Origin of the sequence: Bradyrhizobium sp. 190 (assembly GCF_023073415.1) — a bacterium.
Taxonomy (GTDB): Bacteria; Pseudomonadota; Alphaproteobacteria; order Rhizobiales; family Xanthobacteraceae; genus Bradyrhizobium.
Genome location: NZ_JADPJL010000065.1, coordinates 101,663 through 123,275, shown reverse-complemented (window position 1 = coordinate 123,275; position 21,613 = coordinate 101,663). Strand labels below are relative to the sequence as shown.

At 63.9% G+C, this 21,613-nt stretch carries 17 protein-coding genes; 5 read left to right on the top strand and 12 right to left on the bottom strand.

The features are described 5' to 3' along the window. Positions 1-8: 8 nt before the first annotated feature. From IVB22_RS32385 to IVB22_RS32370, 4 genes are all read right to left on the bottom strand, one after another. Positions 9-3,368, bottom strand: coding sequence for a peroxidase family protein (locus IVB22_RS32385; protein ID WP_276576929.1), 3,360 nt, complete (start codon positions 3,366-3,368; stop codon positions 9-11). A 288-nt stretch (positions 3,369-3,656) separates the two neighbouring features. Continuing rightward, entirely contained in the window at positions 3,657-5,159 is a 1,503-nt protein-coding gene (locus IVB22_RS32380) for a L,D-transpeptidase family protein (protein WP_247521226.1), read from the bottom strand. 22 nt (positions 5,160-5,181) lie between these two features. After that, on the bottom strand, positions 5,182-5,781 hold the full coding sequence (locus IVB22_RS32375; RefSeq protein ID WP_249805537.1) for a L,D-transpeptidase: 600 nt from the start codon (positions 5,779-5,781) through the stop codon (positions 5,182-5,184). Between the two features lie 203 nt (positions 5,782-5,984). After that, positions 5,985-6,464 (bottom strand): carboxymuconolactone decarboxylase family protein, encoded by a 480-nt coding sequence (locus tag IVB22_RS32370; RefSeq protein ID WP_247521224.1) that lies wholly within the window; start codon positions 6,462-6,464, stop codon positions 5,985-5,987. A 197-nt stretch (positions 6,465-6,661) separates the two neighbouring features. Here IVB22_RS32370 and IVB22_RS32365 point away from each other — a divergent pair, with 197 nt between their 5' ends. Together IVB22_RS32365 and IVB22_RS32360 are read left to right on the top strand one after the other, a co-directional pair. Beyond that, positions 6,662-7,111, top strand: coding sequence for a MarR family winged helix-turn-helix transcriptional regulator (locus IVB22_RS32365; RefSeq protein ID WP_374207765.1), 450 nt, complete (start codon positions 6,662-6,664; stop codon positions 7,109-7,111). A 67-nt stretch (positions 7,112-7,178) separates the two neighbouring features. Beyond that, positions 7,179-8,411, top strand: coding sequence for a lytic murein transglycosylase (locus IVB22_RS32360; protein ID WP_247521222.1), 1,233 nt, complete (start codon positions 7,179-7,181; stop codon positions 8,409-8,411). Between the two features lie 51 nt (positions 8,412-8,462). Here IVB22_RS32360 and IVB22_RS32355 read toward each other — a convergent pair whose 3' ends face one another. Beyond that, positions 8,463-9,143, bottom strand: coding sequence for an FMN-dependent NADH-azoreductase (locus tag IVB22_RS32355; RefSeq protein WP_247521221.1), 681 nt, complete (start codon positions 9,141-9,143; stop codon positions 8,463-8,465). A gap of 74 nt (positions 9,144-9,217) precedes the next feature. Between IVB22_RS32355 and IVB22_RS32350 the strand changes: the two genes are divergently transcribed. Next, entirely contained in the window at positions 9,218-10,141 is a 924-nt protein-coding gene (locus IVB22_RS32350; protein WP_247521220.1) for a LysR substrate-binding domain-containing protein, read from the top strand. A 51-nt stretch (positions 10,142-10,192) separates the two neighbouring features. Here the strand turns inward: IVB22_RS32350 and IVB22_RS32345 are convergent, their stop codons facing one another. Further along, entirely contained in the window at positions 10,193-11,002 is an 810-nt protein-coding gene (locus IVB22_RS32345; protein WP_247521219.1) for an SDR family NAD(P)-dependent oxidoreductase, read from the bottom strand. A 33-nt stretch (positions 11,003-11,035) separates the two neighbouring features. Then, a complete protein-coding gene (gene recJ, locus IVB22_RS32340) occupies positions 11,036-12,877 on the bottom strand; it encodes a single-stranded-DNA-specific exonuclease RecJ (protein ID WP_247521218.1) in 1,842 nt (613 codons plus the stop codon). Positions 12,878-13,186: 309 nt separating this feature from the next. On the opposite strand from recJ, the gene IVB22_RS32335 reads away from it, so the two are divergent. Then, positions 13,187-14,281 carry a methyl-accepting chemotaxis protein gene (locus IVB22_RS32335; RefSeq protein WP_247521217.1) on the top strand — a complete coding sequence of 365 codons (1,095 nt, stop codon included), beginning with the start codon at positions 13,187-13,189 and terminating at the stop codon, positions 14,279-14,281. Between the two features lie 102 nt (positions 14,282-14,383). Here IVB22_RS32335 and IVB22_RS32330 read toward each other — a convergent pair whose 3' ends face one another. The 5 genes from IVB22_RS32330 to IVB22_RS32310 form a co-directional block, all read right to left on the bottom strand. Continuing rightward, positions 14,384-15,103 (bottom strand): haloacid dehalogenase type II, encoded by a 720-nt coding sequence (locus IVB22_RS32330; RefSeq protein ID WP_247521216.1) that lies wholly within the window; start codon positions 15,101-15,103, stop codon positions 14,384-14,386. Between the two features lie 143 nt (positions 15,104-15,246). Then, positions 15,247-16,245, bottom strand: coding sequence for a class II fructose-bisphosphatase (gene glpX / locus IVB22_RS32325; protein ID WP_247521215.1), 999 nt, complete (start codon positions 16,243-16,245; stop codon positions 15,247-15,249). Between the two features lie 81 nt (positions 16,246-16,326). Beyond that, positions 16,327-17,646, bottom strand: a complete 1,320-nt coding sequence (locus IVB22_RS32320; protein WP_247521214.1) for a homoserine dehydrogenase — start codon at positions 17,644-17,646, stop codon at positions 16,327-16,329. Positions 17,647-17,673: 27 nt separating this feature from the next. Next, entirely contained in the window at positions 17,674-18,894 is a 1,221-nt protein-coding gene (locus IVB22_RS32315; RefSeq protein ID WP_247521213.1) for an LL-diaminopimelate aminotransferase, read from the bottom strand. Positions 18,895-19,153: 259 nt separating this feature from the next. After that, complete coding sequence (locus IVB22_RS32310; protein ID WP_247521212.1) at positions 19,154-19,447, bottom strand: hypothetical protein; 294 nt, start codon at positions 19,445-19,447, stop codon at positions 19,154-19,156. 297 nt (positions 19,448-19,744) lie between these two features. Between IVB22_RS32310 and IVB22_RS32305 the strand changes: the two genes are divergently transcribed. After that, complete coding sequence (locus tag IVB22_RS32305) at positions 19,745-21,547, top strand: alpha/beta hydrolase (protein WP_247521211.1); 1,803 nt, start codon at positions 19,745-19,747, stop codon at positions 21,545-21,547. Positions 21,548-21,613 lie beyond the last annotated feature (66 nt).

Genomic DNA, 21,613 nt, shown 5'->3' with positions numbered 1-21,613 from the left:
GAAGCGGATCAATGCTGCGGTCTGGTCAGGAAGGAATCCTGACCCCGGATGGCGCCATTCGACACGGGCGCCGCGATCTGACCGGGATCGACCCGGCCGGAGCTGCCGGCCATATACTGGTTCAGCAGCGCAAAGCTCTGGCTTGCCAGGGACGATGCGGTCGAGCCGTTCGCATGCGCCGTAGCAGAACCCTGACCTGCGGGCCCCCCTGCGCTCGTGCCGGTCGCAGGCGTCTGACCGCTGGTGACCGAGTCGCGAAGCTGGCCCCACCATCCAAAGCCGTGGTCACCAGAGCCATGGCCACCCTTCGGCGTGGTCGTCCCGTCTGCCAAAATCATCCGATCCGCAAATTGCAGGCGTTCGATATTCTGCAGCGTGTCCGTGCCCTCGGCACCGACTTTGTCGGTGACCGTGATTGACCCATCGGCGTTGTGATTGATCGTGTAGTTCTTTGCCTTACCCGAGAACAGGGCCGTGTCCGTGTCCGGGAGCGGCTCGCCGAACGGATTGCCGTTATCACCGATTAGGTGGTCGTCGCCCTGTCCCCCCTTCATCCAGTCATCGCCCTCGTTCCCCAGCAGCTCGTCGTTGCCGGCGCCTCCGAAGATCTGGTCATTGCCGAGGCCCCCGAAGACCTCGTCGTCGCCATCGCCGGCCTCGATACGGTCGCGACCCTCCAGGCCGACGAGTAGATCGGAGCCTGCGCCGCCCCAGACCTTGTCGTTTCCGGCGGCGCCGTTGACAAAGTCGTCATCGTCGCCGCCCGTCAGGCGGTCGTTGCCATCGCCACCGATCACGGCATCGTTGCCGAGGGCGCCGTCGAGGACATCGTTGCCACCGTCGCCCCAGAGCGTATCGTCCCCGGCGCCGGACTGAATCCTGTCCGTCCGGCCGGTGCCGCCGATCACGACGTGATCGTCGCCAAGAAAACCTAGCTCGCCTCCATGGTTGGTCATCACCAATGGATTTCCCGCAGCGTCGACCGGATAGGTTGACGGATCGCCGGCTTCGATCGTGTAGGTGGGCACCGCGAAGACGTCGAAGGGAAGGTGAATGGTACCAGTGTTGCGCATCACCAACTCGGAGAATGAGGTGCCCTCGAGCTGATTCAGGAAATTCGTACCTTCCAACCGCGACAGGTAGTAAAAGCGGTCACCATTCTGCAAATTTTCCATCTGAGTCTCGAACACGAAGTTGAAGGTCGAGCCCAGCAGTCCGCCCGACGCCAGCGGCTTCTCCGCCAGACCCCCGATCCACAGATCAACGTCATTGAGACCAGTCTCGACACCGGCGAAGGCTCCAGTGCCGTTAAGAAAATCAGTGTCCGGCCCAACGCTCTCGTCTGCCTCCGTGGTCGGGTCATCCGCCGTCCCATAGACGAGCGTGACGGCAGCGGCACGTTTCTCCGCTACCGTGGCGGCAGCAGCGAGCAACGGATGAACGCCGTACGCTGCAATGAAGTTGACGAGAGACTCCGGGTGCTTGATGCCGCTGCCGAATTCCGCCCAGCTCGCATATGGCTTGAGATCGGGATCGCCGGTTTTTGCGTAGAACTGCTCGCGGACACTGTTGAGCGGTGCCACGCCGGTGTCACGGCCGCGCGCGAGGTTGATTGTCGCAAGGTCAAGAGGCAAACCGAGAAGATTGTTGCGCAGCGCATCGGTAACGAATTCGTCGACGCTGTTGGCGACCTCGCCCGTTGCTCCGCGCACGATCTCCGCTGCAGCATCGCCGTCGGCGCCACGCTCCGCATAGGCGAGCGGGTTGAGGAAGGCGTCAATCAGGCTGAGCTGCTGATCGCCCGCCACCTCGGCTTTGGCGTCGACCACGTTGCCGTCGGCATCCAGACGGTCAACAGTCTCGCGCAGCAGCGAGTGCCCGAACCGATAGACCGTGTGCGCGAACTCGGCCACGATCGCGGGATCGATGGTGACGTCGTGCGCCTCGAATTCATCGATGTTCGGCTGGATGCTGCGTGCAAAGTCCTCGAAGACGAGATGCTGGTATTGCATCTCGGTCGCAAATCTGCTGGCTTGGAACAGGTACTCGCCATTCCAGTCACTCTCCTGGATGCCGTCGGACATATCCGCTCCCGGCTTCAGCCACTGGCTCACGAAAGCTGGATCGTTGTCCACTTCGGCCAGGATCACCTCCTTCAGGTGCCCGATCAACCGGTTGTGTTCCGCGTGGAAAACGTGATGAACGGCGGTCAAGCCAATATTCTCATTCCCGCGTCCGTCGCCGGTGATGTAGTGGGCATCGAGCAGCTCATTGTCGTAATTGCCGCTCGTATCCGACCCGTCAAGGTTCGAGAGGCTGACCTCCGTGTCGCCGTCCGCGACCTTGTCGGTCGGAACGGCATCATGGGCAATGTCGTTCAGAAAGGCGTGTCCGGTGCGGATCGCTCCGGTGGTGCTGATGGGACTGGCGGGGTTGCCTTCAGTCAGGATGTCGTCGGGCGTGCCCGCAATGCCGTCAGCGCCGGGCATCACGAGTTGGGCGTATCCATGAGCTCCGGCCAGGAAGCGCCCATAAGGGTCGGTTGCCAGCAAGGGAATGTTGGTCGCATCGGCATCGGTCAGATCGATGCCGAGCAGCTCCCGCGCTTGCGCCTTGACGTCAGCCCATGTTGCCAGGCCGCCATCGGCGCCTTCGAGCAGACGTCCGGTTGCCACCGGATTGCCGTTGGCGTCAAGCGCGTACTCGCGCAAAAAAACCTGGTGTGACGGATGCGACGTGTACGTCTGGTTCTGATCGATGAACGGCGTCGTCTGGTTCGTGTGCTCGTGGATATCGTCCGAAGTCCCTACCTTCCCGTCTGCCCCGGCCAGGTTGGTCGCACGCGTCAACACCATGAAATTGGTCGGGCTGCCTTCAACGTAGAGAGGGTCGTCCGGCTGCAGTGGGATAAACACGTTCCCGCTCTCGCCCTTGTTCACTAGATCCAGGCCATGGTCGAAGAACTGGCCGAAGAACGTGAACCACTGATTGAACGGCGCCGCGCCATCGGAATTTACGTTCGGAACAACCCCGTCGCCATCGCTGTCGACTGCGGCGGCCGCCGGGTTGCTGTTCGCGTTCTGGTCGGCAATCAGATTGCTGATGATCCGCGGTTGGGCGTCGATCACTGTATCTTTGGTCTGGGAATAGGACGTCCCGAGGTCCGCTTCGCGGAACACAGGATCGGTCATCCGAGGGAACACCCGATCCGCGGCGCCGAAGTCCGACTGGCCTGGCACCACGCTGTTGTTCGTGCCGTCAACCGTCCGCAGCCCAAACGGACGAGAAGGGTCCTCCAAAGGTGCGTCGGTTTCAGCGGATCGAATTTGCGCGAGAATGAAATCGAGGTCTGCTCGAATGAGTTGCATGTCCGTCTCCCTGATTTCCGAGCTGTGGAATTCCGGACGTCTCTGCGAAGCCATGCAGGCTGGGATCGGGAGCCCACTCTGTGGCGCTTTGGAGATGAGAATACGAAAGGATGAAAGCTTTATCGCGCGCGGGCAGCCACATATTTGACGGCAACCGACGCCGATGCGATCCGCAACATTTCACAGAAGTCGCGGCGTCATAGCCGCACTCGTCGTTGCTATCTGAGTATTAAGGTGCCTTGCGAACGCTGGGATGCGCCCAGCGACAGCTGCACTCGACGAATGGGCTCACCAGGTGAAGGGGCTCCCGAAAGGCGAGTGCCAGAAAGGCTGGCTGCGTGGGCGCGAGTAGCGGAAGTCAGCCCCCGGACTGCGTCGCCGCCTCTTGATGCCGCCTTGCGGTTCGCCGCTCAACACCACCACGAATTCCGTCCCCTTGCCGGTCTCCGAACTCAACGCCTCGTCCGTGACGATCAGGGAAGATCGCGGTGTGATGTTGCCGATGCGATCCAATACGTCCTGCGGAATGGCGACGCGGCCGAGCGCGGCCTTTACGCCGTCCGGGTCCGTCGGCACCGGCTCAACGTCGCGACCACTGCTCCCGCGCGCGCGGTCGCGGGGCTCAACCGAGGCATTGGACGAGCGCCCGCCCTCCAGTGAAACGACGCTCCACCGCACCTTGGCATCGTCGGCCGTGCGCTCGATGGCGGTGAAGACATGCGTACCGATTGGACGGTCGGGATCTGCGATCGTGACCGGACTTTCAAGGATGGGCTTGAATGCTTGACGGACATAAAGCCGCTGGTTCTTGCGGCTGATCAACACCGATACCGGCTGGAGTTCGCGTGCGATCTCGCGGACCGCCTCGGCTGCCGCGGCGCGCGCAACCTCGGCCGCGTCGGCGGCTTCGCGCGCAGACGTGACGGCATCGAGCCTCAGTTGCAGGACCACGTTGGCGACGTCCCACTGCAGCTGCAGTTCCGCTATTTTGGCGATGGCCTGCGCCTTGGCGTCCTCAGCCTGCTCCTTTGCCTCCGCCGAGATGTCAGAGCCAAGTTTGGTCTCGGCGGCCGCCAATTGCGCCTCGGCCCTGCGCTTCAGGTTTTCCGCCGCGCGAACCGGCGCCCTGGCCTGCGTGGCCTCTCGCAAGGCGGTCCCGGCGGCGAGTCGCGCCTCGGCCGCTTTCCTCGCAGCCTCTTGCGCCTCTGCCGTGCGCGCAGCGGCCATGGCGCCGGCTCCCGGCTTGGCTTGGAACGGAACCGGATGGGCAAACTCAACGGGCGCCACATCTGATGGCGCCACGATCACCCGCATGCCCATCTCGGTCGCGTCGAACAGGCGTTCGGCGAAGTCGAAGGGCAGCCGGATACAGCCATGGGATGCCGGCCGCCCCGGCAGGACGCCGCCATGGAGTGCGATGCCTGACCACGTGATGCGCTGCATGTGCGGCATGAAGGCGTCGTCATACAGGTTCGAGTAATGCTCCTCGACTTTCTGGATGACGCTGAAGATGCCTGCGGGCGTTTCGCGTCCCTTCGTGCCGCTCGATATGGGCGCCCGCAGAATCCACCCCTTGGCGTCGTAGACGGTGATCCGCTGGTTGCGGAGCGAAACGATGGCCATGAGCGGCTCGCCGGCGCTGCGCGTCTCGATGGACTCGATCGAGCGTGCGCCGCTTCTGGCGCCCGCATCGCCTCCCGCCGCGACCAATACGGCCAGACTGGCAACGGCAAGATAAAGGCGCCAGCGCAACAGGCCGCGAGTGACCTGCGGCGAGCCCTGATCAGCCACGGGAACCTGCGATAAGCCCCATCTACGCGCTCCGACCTGGCGGGAGGACGACGACGATCGCACCTGGCTTCACCCGATTCACGAGATCGATGACGTCCTCGTTGGTCATGCGGATGCAGCCGGACGAAATGGCCTGGCCGATATATTCCGGCTGGTTGGTGCCGTGGATACGGTACAGGGTGTCCTTGTTGCCCTGGTAAAGGTAGATCGCCCGCGCGCCGAGCGGATTTTCGGGACCTCCGGCGATGCGCTTTGGGTAAGGGCCGAGCCGAGCCTGGATCTCCGCCGTCGGAATCCAGTCGGGCCATTCAGCCATACGGCCAACCGTCGCGACGCCGGACCAGGCCAACGCTTCCTCTCCCACCGTCACGCCGTAGCGGACCGCCTTGCCGCCCGGCAGGACGTAATACAGATAGCGTGCATTGGTATCGACCAGGATCGTGCCTGGCTGCTCTTTGCGCATGTAGTCGACAATATGCCGGCGATAGGTCTCGGGAATGTCCGCCCGCGCATAAGGCGGACGGGCCAGCAACTGCCGGTCCCTTGGGCTCAAACTGGCATTCGACGTCGGCGCGAGCGTCGATTGCATGCAACCGCCGAGCCCAAACCCAAGCAACCCCATAAGCAACAACGCCACCCCGGACTTCGGCACCGCCAGTCCTCCAAAGCGTCACATTAGGCGCCATTTGCTGCTCAAATAGTGCAGAAATCAAGGCAACGTTGGAAAAACGCATACGATAAGCTGGCAGCCAACTGCCTGGACTTCATCAACGCACAACACCGATCAGTATTTGGTTCGGTGCCAATGAGCCCACGCCTTGATTTCTACGAAGCCGCCGCGCCGACCGCTGTCTTCCGCGCCGGCGGAGTCCAGCGAAACGCGGCGCCGAACCTGTTCCAGACATTGATCGAGGCGACCGCGGAGGTGAGATAGGCAAGCTCCTTTTCGGAGAATTCGCTACTCGCCTCTGCATAGACCTCGTCGCTAACACCCTCGCTGAGCAAGGTCAGCGCCTCCGTCCATGCCAGCGCCGCGCGCTCGCGCTGCGAAAACTGCGGCGCCTCGCGCCAGACCACCACGAGGTTGAGCTTGTCGGTGGGCACGCCGAGCTTCTCGCTCTCCAGGATGTGATACTGCACGCAGAAGGCGCAGCCATTGATCTGCGAGGCACGCAGCTTGATCAGTTCGAGCAGTTGCTTGTCCATGCCCGCCTTGCCCGCAACCTGACTGAGTGCCAGCACGGCCTCGTAAGCGTCTGGCGTCAGCGACATGAAGTCTTTGTACTCTTTGCGGGCGTGTGACATCTCTTGTGCCTCATGTTATCAATGCTCTGATTTATTATAAGAGCACTGATATGCCGCGCAAGGCACTACGGAACACGACGGCACGGTCGCGAAATGCACCGGCGAAAAAATCGCGAGAAAAACAAGGATCGCGAAAACCGTCGGCCGGAAGCGCGGGCCGACGGCCGCGGCAAACATCCGCCGAAAATCCCGCACGCGTGCTGCGCCCGCCGCCGCCCGGCGAGGGCAAGCGCGGCGAGCATGGCTACCTCGCCTACCTGCTGCGCCAAGCCCAGGCCGCGACGCGGCTGGCGATGGAGCGGGCGCTGGCCGACCTCGGCGCGACCCCGCCGCAATTCGTGGTGCTGACGATGTTGAAGGCCTATCCAGGACTGTCCGGCGCCGACCTCGCGCGGGTGGCGATGCTGACGCCGCAGACGGTCGGCGTCATCATCCGCAACCTCGAGCGCGATGGCGCCATCAAAAAGACCCCGCACCCGATCCATGGCCGGGTGCTGCAGTGGACCGTGACGCGGCGCGGCGCAGCACTGCTCGACAAATGCCGGCGGCACGCGCAAGCGATCGAGCGGCGGCTGACGGCCGGGCTCTCTGCCAACGCCCAGACTGTGATCCGCCGCTGGTTGGCCAAAATCGCCGCCGATTTGTGAGGGAATCGCCGGTTCCCGCGGCGTCATGGCTTTTGAAGCAGGCCCGCCACGCCGCTAGACTGCCGGCATGAAACAGCCTGATTCCTCAACGACCCCGACCCGCCGCGCCCTGCTGCAAGGCGGCCTCGGCGCCGGCGCCCTGCTCGCCACGGGATTTTCCGCGCTTGCCGCGCCGCCCGGCTTCGACGCGTGGCGCGACAATTTTCATGCGCGTGCCCGCGCCAAGGGCATCTCGGACGCGACCTGGACGCGGGTGATGGGCCGCATCGAGCCCGACATGAGCGTGTTCCGGCAGATGCAGAAGCAGCCGGAATTCCACGAGCAGATCTGGCAGTACATCAATCGCCGTGCATCGGACTGGCGCATCATCAACGGCCGTGAAGCCCTGAAGAAGCACGAGGCGCTGTTCGCGCGCATCGAGCAGGATTTCGGCGTCGAGCGCGGCACCTTGCTGGCGCTGTGGGGCGTTGAATCAGCCTATGGCGATCCGCTGGTGCAGCAGAACCATATGCGGCCGATCTTTCCGGCGCTCGCTGCGCTTGCCTGGAACGAGCCCCGCCGCCGCGCCTATTGGGAAACCGAACTGATCAACGCCCTGAAAATCGTCGACCGCGGCTGGGGCACGCCGGAGGAAATGCGCGGCTCTTGGGCCGGCGCGATGGGCCATACGCAATGGATGCCGGAAGTCTGGCTCAATGTCGGCATGGACTATGACAAGGACGGCCGCGTCTCGCCGTTCGGCAGGCCGGACGATGCACTCGGCTCCAGCGCGCGCTATCTGCTCAACCGCGGCAAGTATCACCGCGGCGAGCATTGGGGCTATGAGGTCCGCAGCTCCGGCGGGGCTTCGAGCGGCAGCCGGACCTACGCGGCATGGGCCAGCGCCGGCGTGACCCGCGCCGACGGCAAGCCGTTCCCGCAGCCGAATGCATCGGCGCAGATGTGGGTGCCGGTCGCCGGCGGTCCGTCATTCCTGCTGGGTCCGAATTTCTATTCGGTGAAAAGCTACAACCCGTCAATGAACTACGCGCTGGCGATCTGCCATCTCGGCGACCGCATTTTGGGCGCGCCGCCCTTCATCCAGCCCTTCCCCGGCTCCGAGCGCGCGCTGACGCTTCCCGAAGTGCAGGAACTGCAGACGCGATTGACAAAAGCCGGCTTCGATACCGGCGGCACCGATGGCCGCGTCGGCAATGACACCATGAAGGCGGTGAAGGACTATCAGACCAAGATGGGGCTGCTGCCTGCCGACGGCTATGGCGGGCTGAAGGTGCTGGCGCGGTTGAGGCAGGGTGGATAGCCGCGCAGCCTCAACCTCACGGATCCGGCGTCTCGTCCATGGAGCCTCCGATCAAGCTGCCTCCAACGGCTCCGCTTCCCTTGCCAGTCGATCTGCAAGGTCATCAACCGCGCATTCGGCCGCCGCAATCGATGCCTTCAAGCGTTCATCGCCGAACTCGTCATACTCGATGGCGATGCTGTGGAAATCCGTAACGCCGAGGAAGCCAAATACATCGCGCACCGCCCCTTCCACATGGTTGATGTGCGCGAGGCGGCCGCCCGGATCGTAGCCGTAGTCGCCCCGCGAACCGAGGATGACGAGACGCTTGCCCATGCCGGCCAGCAGCTGTGAATAAGGATTGTCCGGCCGTGCGCGGTCAAAGCCGAAAGTGCGGCCGACCCGCACAACGTTGTCGATATACGCCTTGAACTGCGCCGGCATCCCGAAATTGTACATCGGCACGCCAGCGACGATCATATCGGCGGCGATCAGTTCATCGACCAGCGCATCACTTTCCGCCAACGCATCGTTCATCCACAGCTCGCGCAACTCAGGTTTGGTGAAGGCCGCACCGATCCACTTTTCGGTGACCGGACGTGGTGGTGATTGGCCGACATCCCGATCGATCACCAAATCATTCGGGCGATGGTGCAGCCAGCGCCGCACGAAGCGTTCGGTAAGACGGCGTGTGTGCGACCCCCGAGGGAACCGGTCGGCGCGCGCGCTGGCATCAATCCTTAGCAGGTTCATGGCGTATCTCCGTTCATCCATGCTGGTGAAATGGCGCGTCGCTAACGCATTGACAAACACGAATTGCTCACCTTATGGATGAGCAGCATTCATCTGTAAGCCTGCCAATGAGACGTCTCCCACCGCTTGCCGGGCTGCGTGCGTTTGAGGCCGCCGCGCGGCATCTCAGCTTCAAGCGTGCAGCTCAAGAACTGCATGTGACGCCGACCGCCATCAGCCATCAGATTCGGCAATTGGAGGTGGCGATTGGCGTGCGGCTGTTCGAGCGGCGGACGCGCCAGGTCTTGCTGACAGCGGAAGGACAAGTATTGCTGCCCGTCCTGCGCGACGGCTTCGATTCCTTTGCGCGCGTTATCGATGGCTTGAGCCGCATGCCGCGGCGCACCGTGGTGACGCTCTCCGCGACACCTGCTTTCGCGGCCAAGTGGCTGGTGCCGCGCATCGCGGCATTTCGCAAGGCACGACCAGACATCGATCTCACGTTGCTCGCGACCCTGGAAGCCGTCGACCTCGGTTCGGGGGGCGCTGATCTCGCCCTACGCTATGGCCCCGGACCCTATCCCGATCTGGTCGCCGAGACCCTGACCGTCGATCGCTTTGCGCCGGTGGTAAGTCCGCGTCTCGGTATCAAGAAGACGAGCGACCTGCAGTCAGCAACCTTGCTACATTTCGATTGGTATCGTCGCGATCCCCGCAATCCGACTTGGCGTCGCTGGATGAAAATTGCCGGCATTGACGGCATCGATGCGCGGGCGGGCCTGCGCTTCAGCGATGAGACCCATGCAATCCAGGCGACGGTCGCTGGCGCCGGGATCGCGCTGCATAGCCTGCTGCTGGTCTCCGACGAGCTGGCGCAGGGCACGTTGGAGGTCCCGTTCGGACCGGAGCTTGAAGGCTTCTCCCTGCACCTGGTGCGCAGCGGCGACAGGCCGCTGGGCGAGCCGATCGAGGCCGTGCAGGCTTGGTTGCGGGCGCAATTCACCGCAGCGCCCCAATAGAGCTCTGACGCCCGTCACAGCGAAGAATCAAATTTCGCCACGGTTTACGCCTCACGCCCTCCGCGCCACGCCGCCCGCGTTCATGCCGCCGTCAATAATGAGCTCGGTCCCCGTCACGTAGCGCGAGGCATCGGACGCCAGATACAAAACGCCCTGCGCAATTTCCATAGCCTCGCCAGCGCGGCCGAGCGGTGTCACCATCTTCGCCCGCTCCTCCGGATCGATCGGCGCGTTCTGCCCCTGCCCCGCCGCCTCCGTCGGAATCTTGCCCCAGATCGGCGTGTCGATGATTCCGGGATGCACCGAGTTGACGCGGATGCCGTCGCCGAAGGTTGCGCATTCCATCGCAATGGCCTTGGCGAACAGCCTCACCCCGCCCTTGGTTGCGCAATAGCCGGAAAGACCGGCCGCGCCGCGCAGGCCGGCCAGCGACGACATCATGATGACGGAGCCGCCGCCGGTCTTGCGCATCGCGGGCAGGCAATGCTTCACCGAGAGAAACACGCCGTCGAGGTTGATCGCGGTCTGCCGCCGCCAGTCCGAAAGCGACATCTCGGTGATCGACGGCACCGAAATGCCGATGCCGGCGTTCGAGACCAGCACGTCGAGCCGGCCGTAGCGCTTCATGACATCGGTAACGACCTCGATCCAGCGTTCCTCACTGGTGACGTCGTGGTGCCAAAAGCTCGCCTCCCCACCGGCCTTCTTGATTCGCGCCACGACCTCGGGGCCTTTCAAATCGTCGACATCGGTCACCGCGACCGAGGCTCCCTCGCGCGCCAGCAATTCGGAAACCGCTTCGCCAATGCCGGATGCGCCGCCCGTCACCAGCGCGACCTTGCCCTGAACCTGCCCTGTCATGTCTTCTCCCGTTTGTTGTTCTTGGTTGTTGAACTACCTGATCAAGGCCGGTCCCGGATCCGGCACCGCGACGTCGGTCACGCGCAATTGCACGCGTTCCGACCCTTGAAAACGATCGACCGCCAGTGAACCCGCGACATGCAACGGCTGGCCGCGGTTTTGCGTCAGCGCGTGGCCGAGCTTCTGGCCGATCGACCGGAATGCGATGCCGTTGACGATCGCGCCGTCACCCGACTTGAAGCGGACGCGCAGATGCGCCTGGCCGACTTCGTCGGCATAGACCAGTTGATGCGCTGGCAGCGCGATCACGGGCTCCGGATTGGCGGCCCCGAACGGCCCGGCGCGGTTCAGCATCGTCGCGAATTCCACCGTCACGCTGCGCGCGCTGACGGCGCCATCGATGAACAGCTCATTTTCGTGACGGGAATTGGCGACGTCCTCGGCCAGCGCGCTTTCCATGAAGGCGCGAAACTCGGCGAGCCTCTCCTTGCGCAGCGTCACGCCCGCGGCCATGGCGTGGCCGCCGCCCTTCATCAGCAGTTTTTCTTTCACCGCCTGCCGCACGGCTTTTCCGAGATCGACGCCCGAGATCGAGCGGCCCGAGCCGGTGCCGATGCCCCCCGGCTCCAGCGCAATGGCAAAGGCCGGCCGCGCAAACTTCTCCTTCAGCCGCGAGGCAACGAGACCAACGATGCCGGGGTGCCAACCCTCGGCGGCGGTCACGATCACCGCACCCTTGTCTTCAAGCCCGAGCGAAGCCAGCGCTTCGGCCTCGGCTTGCGCTTCGGCCGCCTGCTCGATGATGCGGCGCTCGCTGTTGAGCCGGTCGAGCTCGGCGGCGATCCGCGCGGCCTCCGAGACATCGCCCTCCAGCAGCAGCCGCACGCCTAAATCGGCACGCCCGATCCGACCGCCAGCATTGATGCGCGGCCCCAGCATGAAGCCGAGATGCCAGGCTTCGGGCGGGCCGTTCAGCCGCGCCACATCCATCAGCGCGGTATGGCCGACATGGTCGCGGCGGCGCATCGCGATCAGGCCCTTGGCGACGAAGGCGCGATTGAGTCCGGTCAGCGGCGCGACGTCGGCCACGGTGCCGAGCGCCACATGGTGCAGCATGCCGAGCAGATCCGGCTCGGGCCGTTCGGCATTCCAGAAGCCGCGGCCGCGCAATTCACGGTTCACCGCCACCAGTGTGATCAGCACGAGGCCGACGGCTGCGAGATGACCGAGGCCGGAGAGATCGTCGGGCCGGTTCGGGTTCACCAGCGCGTCCACCTCCGGCAATTCGTCGCCGGTCTGGTGGTGATCGATGACGACCACGGACATTTCGAGCTTCCGTGCTTCCGCCAGCGGCTCGATGCTGGTGGTGCCGCAATCGACCGTGACGAGCAGCGTCGCGCCCTTGGCCGCGAGACCACGCACCGCCTCGACGTTGGGCCCATAGCCCTCGAAGATGCGGTCGGGGATGTGGATCAAGGGATCGAGCCCGCAATGGCGAAGATGCCAGGCCAGCAGCGCCGCCGAGGTCGCACCATCCACATCGTAATCGCCGAAGATCGCGACCTTCTCGGCGCGCACAGCCGCGTCGGCAATGCGCCTCGCCGCCGTCTCCATCTGCGTCACGGTATGGGGATCGGGCATCAGTTTGCGGATGGTCGGATCGAGGAAATCGTCGACCTCGTCGATCCCGACATCGCGGCCCGCCAGCACGCGCGCCAGCATCTCCGGCAACTGGTAGCGCTGCGTGATCGCCAGCGCTCGCGCCGCCCCTCGCGCATCGAGCCGGTCGCGCCACAATTTGCCCGTCGCCGAACGCGCCACGCCGAGAAACGCCGGCGGTAGTTCAACGGGAAGTGCGGATGCGGGAGGCGTCATGATGCCTTCGAGAAATAGGGGCAAAGCGGCCCTGCGGCAAACGCAAACGAGGCGATAGCGCGCTCCCTCCCCGGCGAATCGCGGGCGGCAGATCTCGCACCACGTCAACGACACCTGCTGTAGGCTGCTGCCGATAAAAGCAACTTGCACAAAGAAGATGCAGCGCGTTCCGCCAAACTACCCGCGGGACAGCCGAATTTAAACCAATCGTTAGCCATGTTCCCCGACAAATGACCCAACACGCCCTCGTTGAGTCCCGCCGATCCGCAGAAGATCGACCTCCGCACAAAGACTGAGGAATTCCCGCCAATGTCCGTCGCGCTTCGCTCCCAAACCGCAACCTTCGCAAAGCAGCCTGCTGGTTCAGCAGGCGCCGAGGATGAAGCCGACGTTTCCGCGCTGATCGCCAGATTGACCGCCGAGGTCAACCAGGTCGCCTGCGAGAAGACCAAGTCAATCCAGAAGATCACCAACCAGATGAAGATGCTGGCGCTGAACGCGCTGATCGAGAGCTCGCGCGCCGGCGCCCAAGGCGCGGGCTTTGCCGTGGTGGCGCAGGAAGTCCGCAATGTCGGCCAGCAGGTCGAAACCATCGCCCGCGAGCTCGAGAGCCAGCTCACCAACCGGACCGGCAATCTGATGAACTCGATCGCACAGATGGCCGACCGCTCGCGTGGCGAGCGCATGGTCGATCTGTCGCTGAACGCCATCGAGCTGATCGATCGCAATCTCTATGAGCGCACCTGCGACGTGCGCTGGTGGGCGACCGACTCCGCCGTCGTCGATTGCGCGGCGGCGCCGGAGGCTGCCGCCGTAGCCCATGCGTCCGAACGGATGGCCGTGATCCTCGGCGCCTACACCGTCTATCTCGATCTCTGGCTCTGCGATCTCGACGGCAATGTGCGCGCCAACGGCCGCGCCGATCGCTTTGGCGTCGTGGGCCAGAACGTGGCGCACACCAAGTGGTTTCGCGCGGCACGGGACCTGCGCTCCGGCGACGAATACGCCGTCGGCGACGTCGAATGCCAGCCTTTGCTCGGCAACGCCCAGGTCGTCACCTATTGCGCCAGCGTTCGCGCCGGCGGCAAGGCCAATGGCAAACCCACCGGCGTGCTGGCGGTCCATTTCGACTGGGAGCCGCAAGCCCGCGCCATCGTCCAGGGCGTGCGCGTCGGCGCGGCCGACAAGGCGCGCGTGCTGCTGGTCGATTCGAATTTCCGCGTGATCGCGGCGTCCGACGGCCAGGGCCTGCTCACCGAGCGCGTCTCGCTTCCACTGGAGGGACGGCGCTCCGGCTTCCACCAGGACCGCTCCGGCGCACTGGTCGCGTTCCACGCCACGCCCGGCTACGAAACGTATAGGGGCCTCGGCTGGTTCGGCGTGATCCAGGGCGGCGCGGGATAGGCCCACGGACCCGTAGGATGGGTGGAGCGAAGCGATATCCATCAGCGGCGGGGAGTGAATGTGATGGGTTTCGCGAAGGGCTCAACCCATGCAGCGCGAGAACTAGCACCCCAGCCGGTCAGCAATCCCGCCAAAATCCTTGGCGACGATGTCCCAGTCGCCCTTGGCCTCGAAATCATATTTCTGGTGCGGGCCGTATTCGGTCGGACGCGCGACGAAGGCGGTCTTCAGCCCGTTCTGCTGCGCCGCTTTCAGATCGCTGTTGTGGGCGGCAACCATCATCACCTGTTCCGGCGGCAGACACAGCAGTTTGGCGGCGCCGAGATAGGTTTCGGGATCGGGCTTGTAGTGCTCGAACAATTCCGCCGACATGACGAGGTCCCACGGCAGACCGGCGAACTTTGCCATGTTGGTCAGCAGCGCGACGTTGCCGTTGGAGAGCGGCGAGATGATGTAGTTCTTCTTCAGCCGCGTCAGTCCGGGCACGCTGTCCGGCCAGGGATGCAGGCGGTGCCAGCCCATCGTCAGGTAGTGCAGGTCGGCGTCACCAAGTCCCTTGATGGACATCTCGGCGACCAGTTTTTCCAGCGACCGCCGGTGCAGCGTATCCAGGATCTGATAGCCACGTTCGGGATGCTTTCGGACCTCGTCCATTGAGGCCATGTAGACGCCGCGCCAGCCATCGACCAGAGCGGTCCAGTCGGCCTGGATGCCCGAGGTCTCCGACCATTTGGTAAAATCATTGATGAGGCTGGTGCGCCAGTCGACAACCGTGCCGAAAACGTCGAACACCAGCGCCTTCACCGCGGACACGTCGGACATGCGAGCCCCTCCCCTTGTTTTTCTTGTCGTCATTCCGGGATGGTGCGCTAGCACCAGACCCGGAATCTCGAGGTTCTCAGGTGCGCAATTGCGCACCATAGTTCGATGCTTCGCATCGCCCCGGAACGACGTCGTCGCCGTCCTCAATCCAGATGAAACTTATCCAACTGCCGGTGCTCCGCCTTGATGTAGCGCACCGTGCCGGTGACCGAGCGCATCACCACCGTTTCGGTCTCGATCACGTCCTTGCGGAACTTGACGCCTGACAGCAGCGAGCCCGTGGTGACGCCAGTGGCCGCGAACAGGCAGTCGCCCCGCACCATGTCCTCGATGCCGTAGATCATCTTCGGATCGGTCACGCCCATCTTGTGCGCGCGCTCCCGCTTCTCGTCGCTGTCGAGGATCAGCCGACACTGCATCTGGCCGCCGATGCAGCGCAGCGCCGCCGCGGCCAGCACGCCTTCGGGCGCGCCGCCGGTGCCGATATACATATCGACGCCGGTGTTGTCAGGGTCGGCGCAGTGGATCACGCCGGCCACGTCGCCGTCGGTGATCAGCCGCACCGCGGCGCCGGTCGAGCGGATGCCTGCGATGATATCGGCGTGGCGCGGGCGATCGAGCACCAGCACGGTGATTGCGCCAGGCTCGACGCCCTTGGCTTTCGCGAGCCGGCGAACATTGTCGGCAGGCGAGGCGTCGAGCTCGACCACGCCCTTGGCGTAGCCCGGGCCGACCGCGAGCTTCTCCATGTACACGTCGGGCGCGTGCAACAGCGTGCCGCCATCGGCCATCGCCATGGTAGCAATCGCGCCCGGCATGTTCTTGGCGCAGAGCGTGGTGCCTTCGAGCGGGTCGACGGCGATATCGACCTGGGGACCTGCGTTCAGCCCGACCTTCTCGCCGATGAACAGCATCGGCGCCTCGTCGCGCTCGCCCTCGCCGATCACGACGGTGCCTTCGATCGGCAGCTTGTTGAGTTCGCGGCGCATCGCATCGACCGCGGCCTGGTCGGCCGCCTTCTCCTGACCGTGGCCGCGCAGCCGCGCGGCCGAAACCGCAGCACGTTCCGTCACCCGCACGATTTCGAGCGTCAGGATGCGCTCGAGCAACAATTGCGGCGGAACGGAAATATGGGTCGACATCGGCTCACTCCTTTAAAACCTGCACGGGCCTCACGGTCCGCAAATCAAACCTTTTGGCGCGCGATCCGTTCGGATCCTGCGTCAGTTCTTCTCGATCCGTATCACCTGCGGCCGGCCGCTGATCACCTTGTCGCGCTGAACGGCTTCGAGCGCACGATACACCGCATCCTCTGACGTAGCGTAGGTAATCAGGATTACCGGAACCGGTGACGCCTTCTTCGCAGAACCGTTCGCATCGACGCCTTCGGGATGCCGCTGCACGATCGATTCCAGTGAAATCTTCTGTTCGGCCAGGCGCGTGGCGATGGTGGCGGCGGTGCCGGCGAGGTCACGCGCCATCAGGCGGATGTAGTAGCCGCCCTCGTGGCGCTCCATCGGAGCCTTGCTGGTTTCGCGCAGCCGCTCCACCGGGCGTCCGAACGGTTTTGCGCGAATGCCGCGCGCCACGTCGGCGATATCGGCAACGACCGCGGACGCCGTCGCGGCACCGCCGGCGCCGGGTCCCACCAGCGTGATCGGGGGAATGCCTTCGCCATCGATGGTGACGGCGTTGGTGACGCCCATCACCTGCGCGATCGAGGATGATTTCGGCACCATGGTCGGATGCACGCGCTGCTCGATGCCTTTGGCGGTCCGCACCGCAACCCCGAGCAGTTTTACGCGGTAGCCGAGTTCTTCGGCCGCGCGCAGATCTTCCGGCGCGATCGAGGAGATGCCTTCGACATAGACCGCGCTCTGTGCCACCTTGGTGCCGAAGGCGAGGCTGGCAAGGATCGCAAGCTTCTGCGCGGTGTCGTGGCCATCGACGTCGAAGGACGGATTGGCTTCGGCATAGCCGAGCCGCTGCGCATCCTTCAGGCATTCGGCAAACGACAGGCCCTCCTGCTCCATCCGGGTCAGGATGTAATTGCAGGTGCCGTTGAGGATGCCGTAGACGCGGTTGACGCCGGTGCCGGCAAGCCCTTCACGAAGGGTCTTGATGACCGGAATGGCAGCCCCTACCGCCGCCTCGTAATTCAACGCGCCGCCATGCTTTTCGGCCGCCTTCGCCAGCCGCACGCCATGCTTGGCGATCAGCGCCTTGTTGGCGGTTACCACCGACTTGCCGGACTTCAGCGCGGCCTCGGTCGCCGACAGAGCCGGCTCACCGGAGCCGCCCATCAGTTCGACGAAGCAATCGACGTTGGGGTCAGAGGCCAGCGCCAGCGGGCTTTTGGCCCAGTCGATGCCGCGCAGGTCCAGCGAGCGCTTTTTCGCTTTCGAGCGCGCGGTGACGGCAACGACGCGCACGCCCCGCCCGCTGCGCTCGGACAGCGTCCGCGACTGCGCTTCGATGAGGCGGACTACTTCGGCGCCAACGGTGCCGAGCCCCGCGATACCCACTCTCAGGGGTGCGACCATGAATGAGATAACCTGCAATAGAAGGAATTAGCGCCGATTGGCGAGAGGAACCACGTTGTGCAACGTTTCAATGCCGCTTTCAAGGAAGCGGCGCACCCCGCGGGCGGCCTGGCGGATACGTTGCTCGTTTTCCACCATGGCGATGCGGACATAGCCCTCGCCATGCTCGCCGAAGGCGACGCCGGGCGAAACCACCACGCCTGACTTCTCCACCATCAGGGTCGCGAACTGCATGCTGCCGACGGCCTCGAAGGTCTTGGGCAGCGGCGCCCAGGCAAACATCGAGGCCTGTGGTGGCGGAATCTCCCAGCCCGCCCGGCCAAACGATTCGACCAGCGCGTCGCGGCGCTTGCGGTAGGTGTCGCGCATTTCCTTGATGCAATCGTCCGGCCCGTTCAGCGCGGCGGTGGCGGCGACTTGAACCGGCGTGAACGCGCCGTAGTCGAGGTAGGATTTCACTCGCGCCAGGGCGGCGATGATCCGCTCGTTGCCGACGGCAAAACCCATGCGCCAGCCCGCCATTGAAAACGTCTTCGACATCGAGGTGAACTCGACGGTGACGTCGATCGCGCCGGGAACCTGCAGCACCGAGGGCGGCGGGTTATTTTCGTCGAAATAGACCTCGGCATAGGCCAGGTCCGACAGGATGAAGATCTCGTGCTTCTTCGCGAAAGCCACCAGATCCCTGTAGAAATCGAGGTCGGCGACATAGGCGGTCGGATTGGAGGGGTAGCAGACGATCAGCGCGATCGGCTTCGGGATCGAATGGATGATCGCGCGTTCCACCGCCTCGAAAAACTGCGGCGTCGGTTCCGAGGGCACCGAGCGGATCACGCCGCCCGCCATCAGAAAGCCGAAGGCGTGAATTGGATAGCTCGGATTGGGGCACAGCACGACGTCGCCTGGCGCGGTGATCGCCTGCGCCACATTGGCAAACCCTTCCTTCGAGCCGAGGGTTGCCACGACCTGGGTGTCCGGATTGAGCTTCACGCCGAACCGCCGCGCGTAGTAGGCGGCTTGCGCCTTGCGCAGCCCGTTGATGCCGCGTGAGGCCGAGTAGCGGTCGGTCCGCGGTTTGCCCAGCGTCTCCTTCAGCTTCTCGATCACATGGGGCGGTGTCGGCAGGTCCGGATTGCCCATGCCCATGTCGATGATGTCGGCCCCAGCATTGCGCGCGGCCGCCTTGGCCTGATTGACCTTCTCGAACACGTAAGGCGGCAGACGGCGGATGCGATAAAAATCTTCCATGGGACCCTTGCTCCGACAACCGGCGGGACAGAATCGGGGGAACCTTCGCGGCTATCGAAACCGGATTGGGTTTCGGTCAGAAGTCGCGCTCAATCAAGGATTTAGAGCGAATTCAGGCGCGAGATCCCTAACGCTCTGGACCCGCAATGCGGTTGAATTAGGTTCTTTTACCACGGGAGCCCGGCAGCGCCAGTTTTTATGGACCCGATCCGGGGTCGGCCGGTTCGCGCCGGGACAGCGCGCCGAAACGGCAGCTTCCTTACTTCTTAGCGGGTTTGGCCGGGGTAGCGGCCGTCGCCTGACGGTCGCGGGCGGCCGTCAATTCTGACTGAATTTTAGCCAGTTCAGCCGGCTTCATCGCCTCCTCGTTGCGGTCCGGCGGTAGGTCATGCACCGGTAGATAGCCACCGGCTTCCTTTGGACGCTCGGGCGCGCCAGCCGGCACGCCAAGGCCCGGCATATCCGCGATCTGGGTCGAGCAGCCGCCAAGCGCAAATGCCGACGCGAACAGCGCGGCAATCGACCACAGCCTTATCGTCCGAGTGACCGGCATCCGTTCAGAAAATCCCCAACTACCTGAGCACCACGCGCGCAACACGATCGCATCTATGCGGTGGTACGAGCTTTGCAACGCCAAGCCGTCCCGCGGCGTTGATTTCGCTAGAACCGTTCAAACCATTGTCGCCCGAAACGATTAAAGCCCAAAGAGCAAATGTGATCGGTGCGGCCGCAATGTGTGCAACTTGTGTGAACACGCAAACTTTATCGCAGTGCAACAGGGTTAACGCCAACCCTCTTGCCATCAATCCACGCGGTGACGAACGCGAAACGAAGCTATAGTGTCCTTGATATGAGCGACGTCAACACCGAAACGCAGTCTGCGAACTCCTTCAACGCCGAAGCCTTCGCCATGAACATCGCCAAGGCGATGGAGACGAGCGGCCAAGCACTCGCGGCCTATCTCAAGCCGCGCGAGGGCGGAGAACCGAAGGACAAGCCGCCCAGTGAAATCGGTGAAGTCATCAAGACGTTCACCAAGGTGGCCGAATACTGGATGACGGACAGGGAACGCGCCGAAGACCTGCAGACCAGGATGGGCAAGGCCTATCTCGATCTCTGGGGCCAGGCGGCGCGCCGCATGGCCGGCGAACAGGCCAAGCCTGCGATCGAGCCGTCGCCGCGCGACAAGCGCTTCAAGGATCCGGAGTGGAAATCGAACCAGTTCTTCGATTTCGTGCTGCAGCTCTATCTGCTCACCGCACAATGGGCGCAGGAACTGGTGAAGAACGCCGACGTCGATCCGCACACGCGCAAGAAGGCCGAGTTCTACGTTCAGCAGATCACCAACGCAATCGCGCCGTCGAATTTCATCCTCACCAATCCGGAAGTGCTGCGCGAGACGCTGGCCTCGAACGGCGACAACCTCGTCCGCGGCATGAAGATGCTCACCGAAGACATCGAAGCCGGCCGCGGCTCCCTGCGCATCCGCCAGTCCGACCCGACGAACCTCGTCGTCGGCGTCAACATGGCGACGACGCCGGGCAAGGTGATCTTCCAGAACGAGCTGATGCAGCTGATCCAGTACACGCCGACCACGGAGACCGTGCTGCGCACGCCGCTTCTGATCGTGCCGCCCTGGATCAACAAGTTCTACATTCTCGATCTCAAGCCGGAAAAATCCTACATCAAATGGTGCGTCGACCAGGGCATCACCGTGTTCGTGATCTCCTGGGTCAATCCCGACAAGGAACTCGGCAAGAAAACCTTCGACGACTACATGAAGGAAGGCCCGCTTACCGCGATGGACGTCATCGAAAAGGTGACGGGCGAGATGAAGGTCCATACCGCCGGTTACTGCGTCGGCGGCACCCTGCTCGCCTCCACGCTGGCATGGCTCGCGGAGAAGCGGCGCCAGCGCGTCACCTCTGCGACGTTCTTTGCGGCGCAGGTCGACTTCACCCATGCGGGCGATCTGCTGGTGTTCGTCGATGAAGACCAGATCTCGGCGCTTGAGCGCGACATGCACGCCGCCGGCGTGCTCGAAGGCAGCAGGATGGCGATGGCCTTCAACATGCTGCGCTCCAACGACCTGATCTGGTCCTACGTCGTCAGCAATTATCTGAAGGGAAACCCGCCCTCCGCCTTCGACCTGTTGCACTGGAACTCCGACGCCACGCGGATGCCGGCGGCCAACCATTCGTATTATCTGCGCAACTGCTATCTGGAGAACCGGCTCTCCACCGGCAGCATGGTGCTCGACAACACGCTGCTCGACCTGTCGAAGGTCAAGGTGCCCGTCTACAATCTGGCGACCAAAGAGGATCACATCGCGCCGGCGGATTCAGTGCTCTACGGCTCGCAGTTCTTCGGCGGCCCGGTGAAGTATGTGCTGTCCGGCTCCGGCCACATCGCCGGCGTGGTCAACCCGCCGGCCGGCGGCAAGTACCAGTACTGGACCAACGACAAGATCAAGGACGTCACGCTCGCCGACTGGCTAAGGAATGCCACCGAGCACAAGGGCTCGTGGTGGCCCGACTGGCGGCAATGGCTGGAGAGCCTGGACGCCGAGCAGGTGCCCGCGCGCCCCGTCGGCTCCGAGGAGATGCCGCCGATCGAGGACGCGCCCGGCAGCTACGTCAAGGTCCGCGCATAGCGCCGACTCGCGTTGTCCGGTATAATCGGCCATCCCGCGCCGGGATTTGAAATCAGTTGAGGGGGA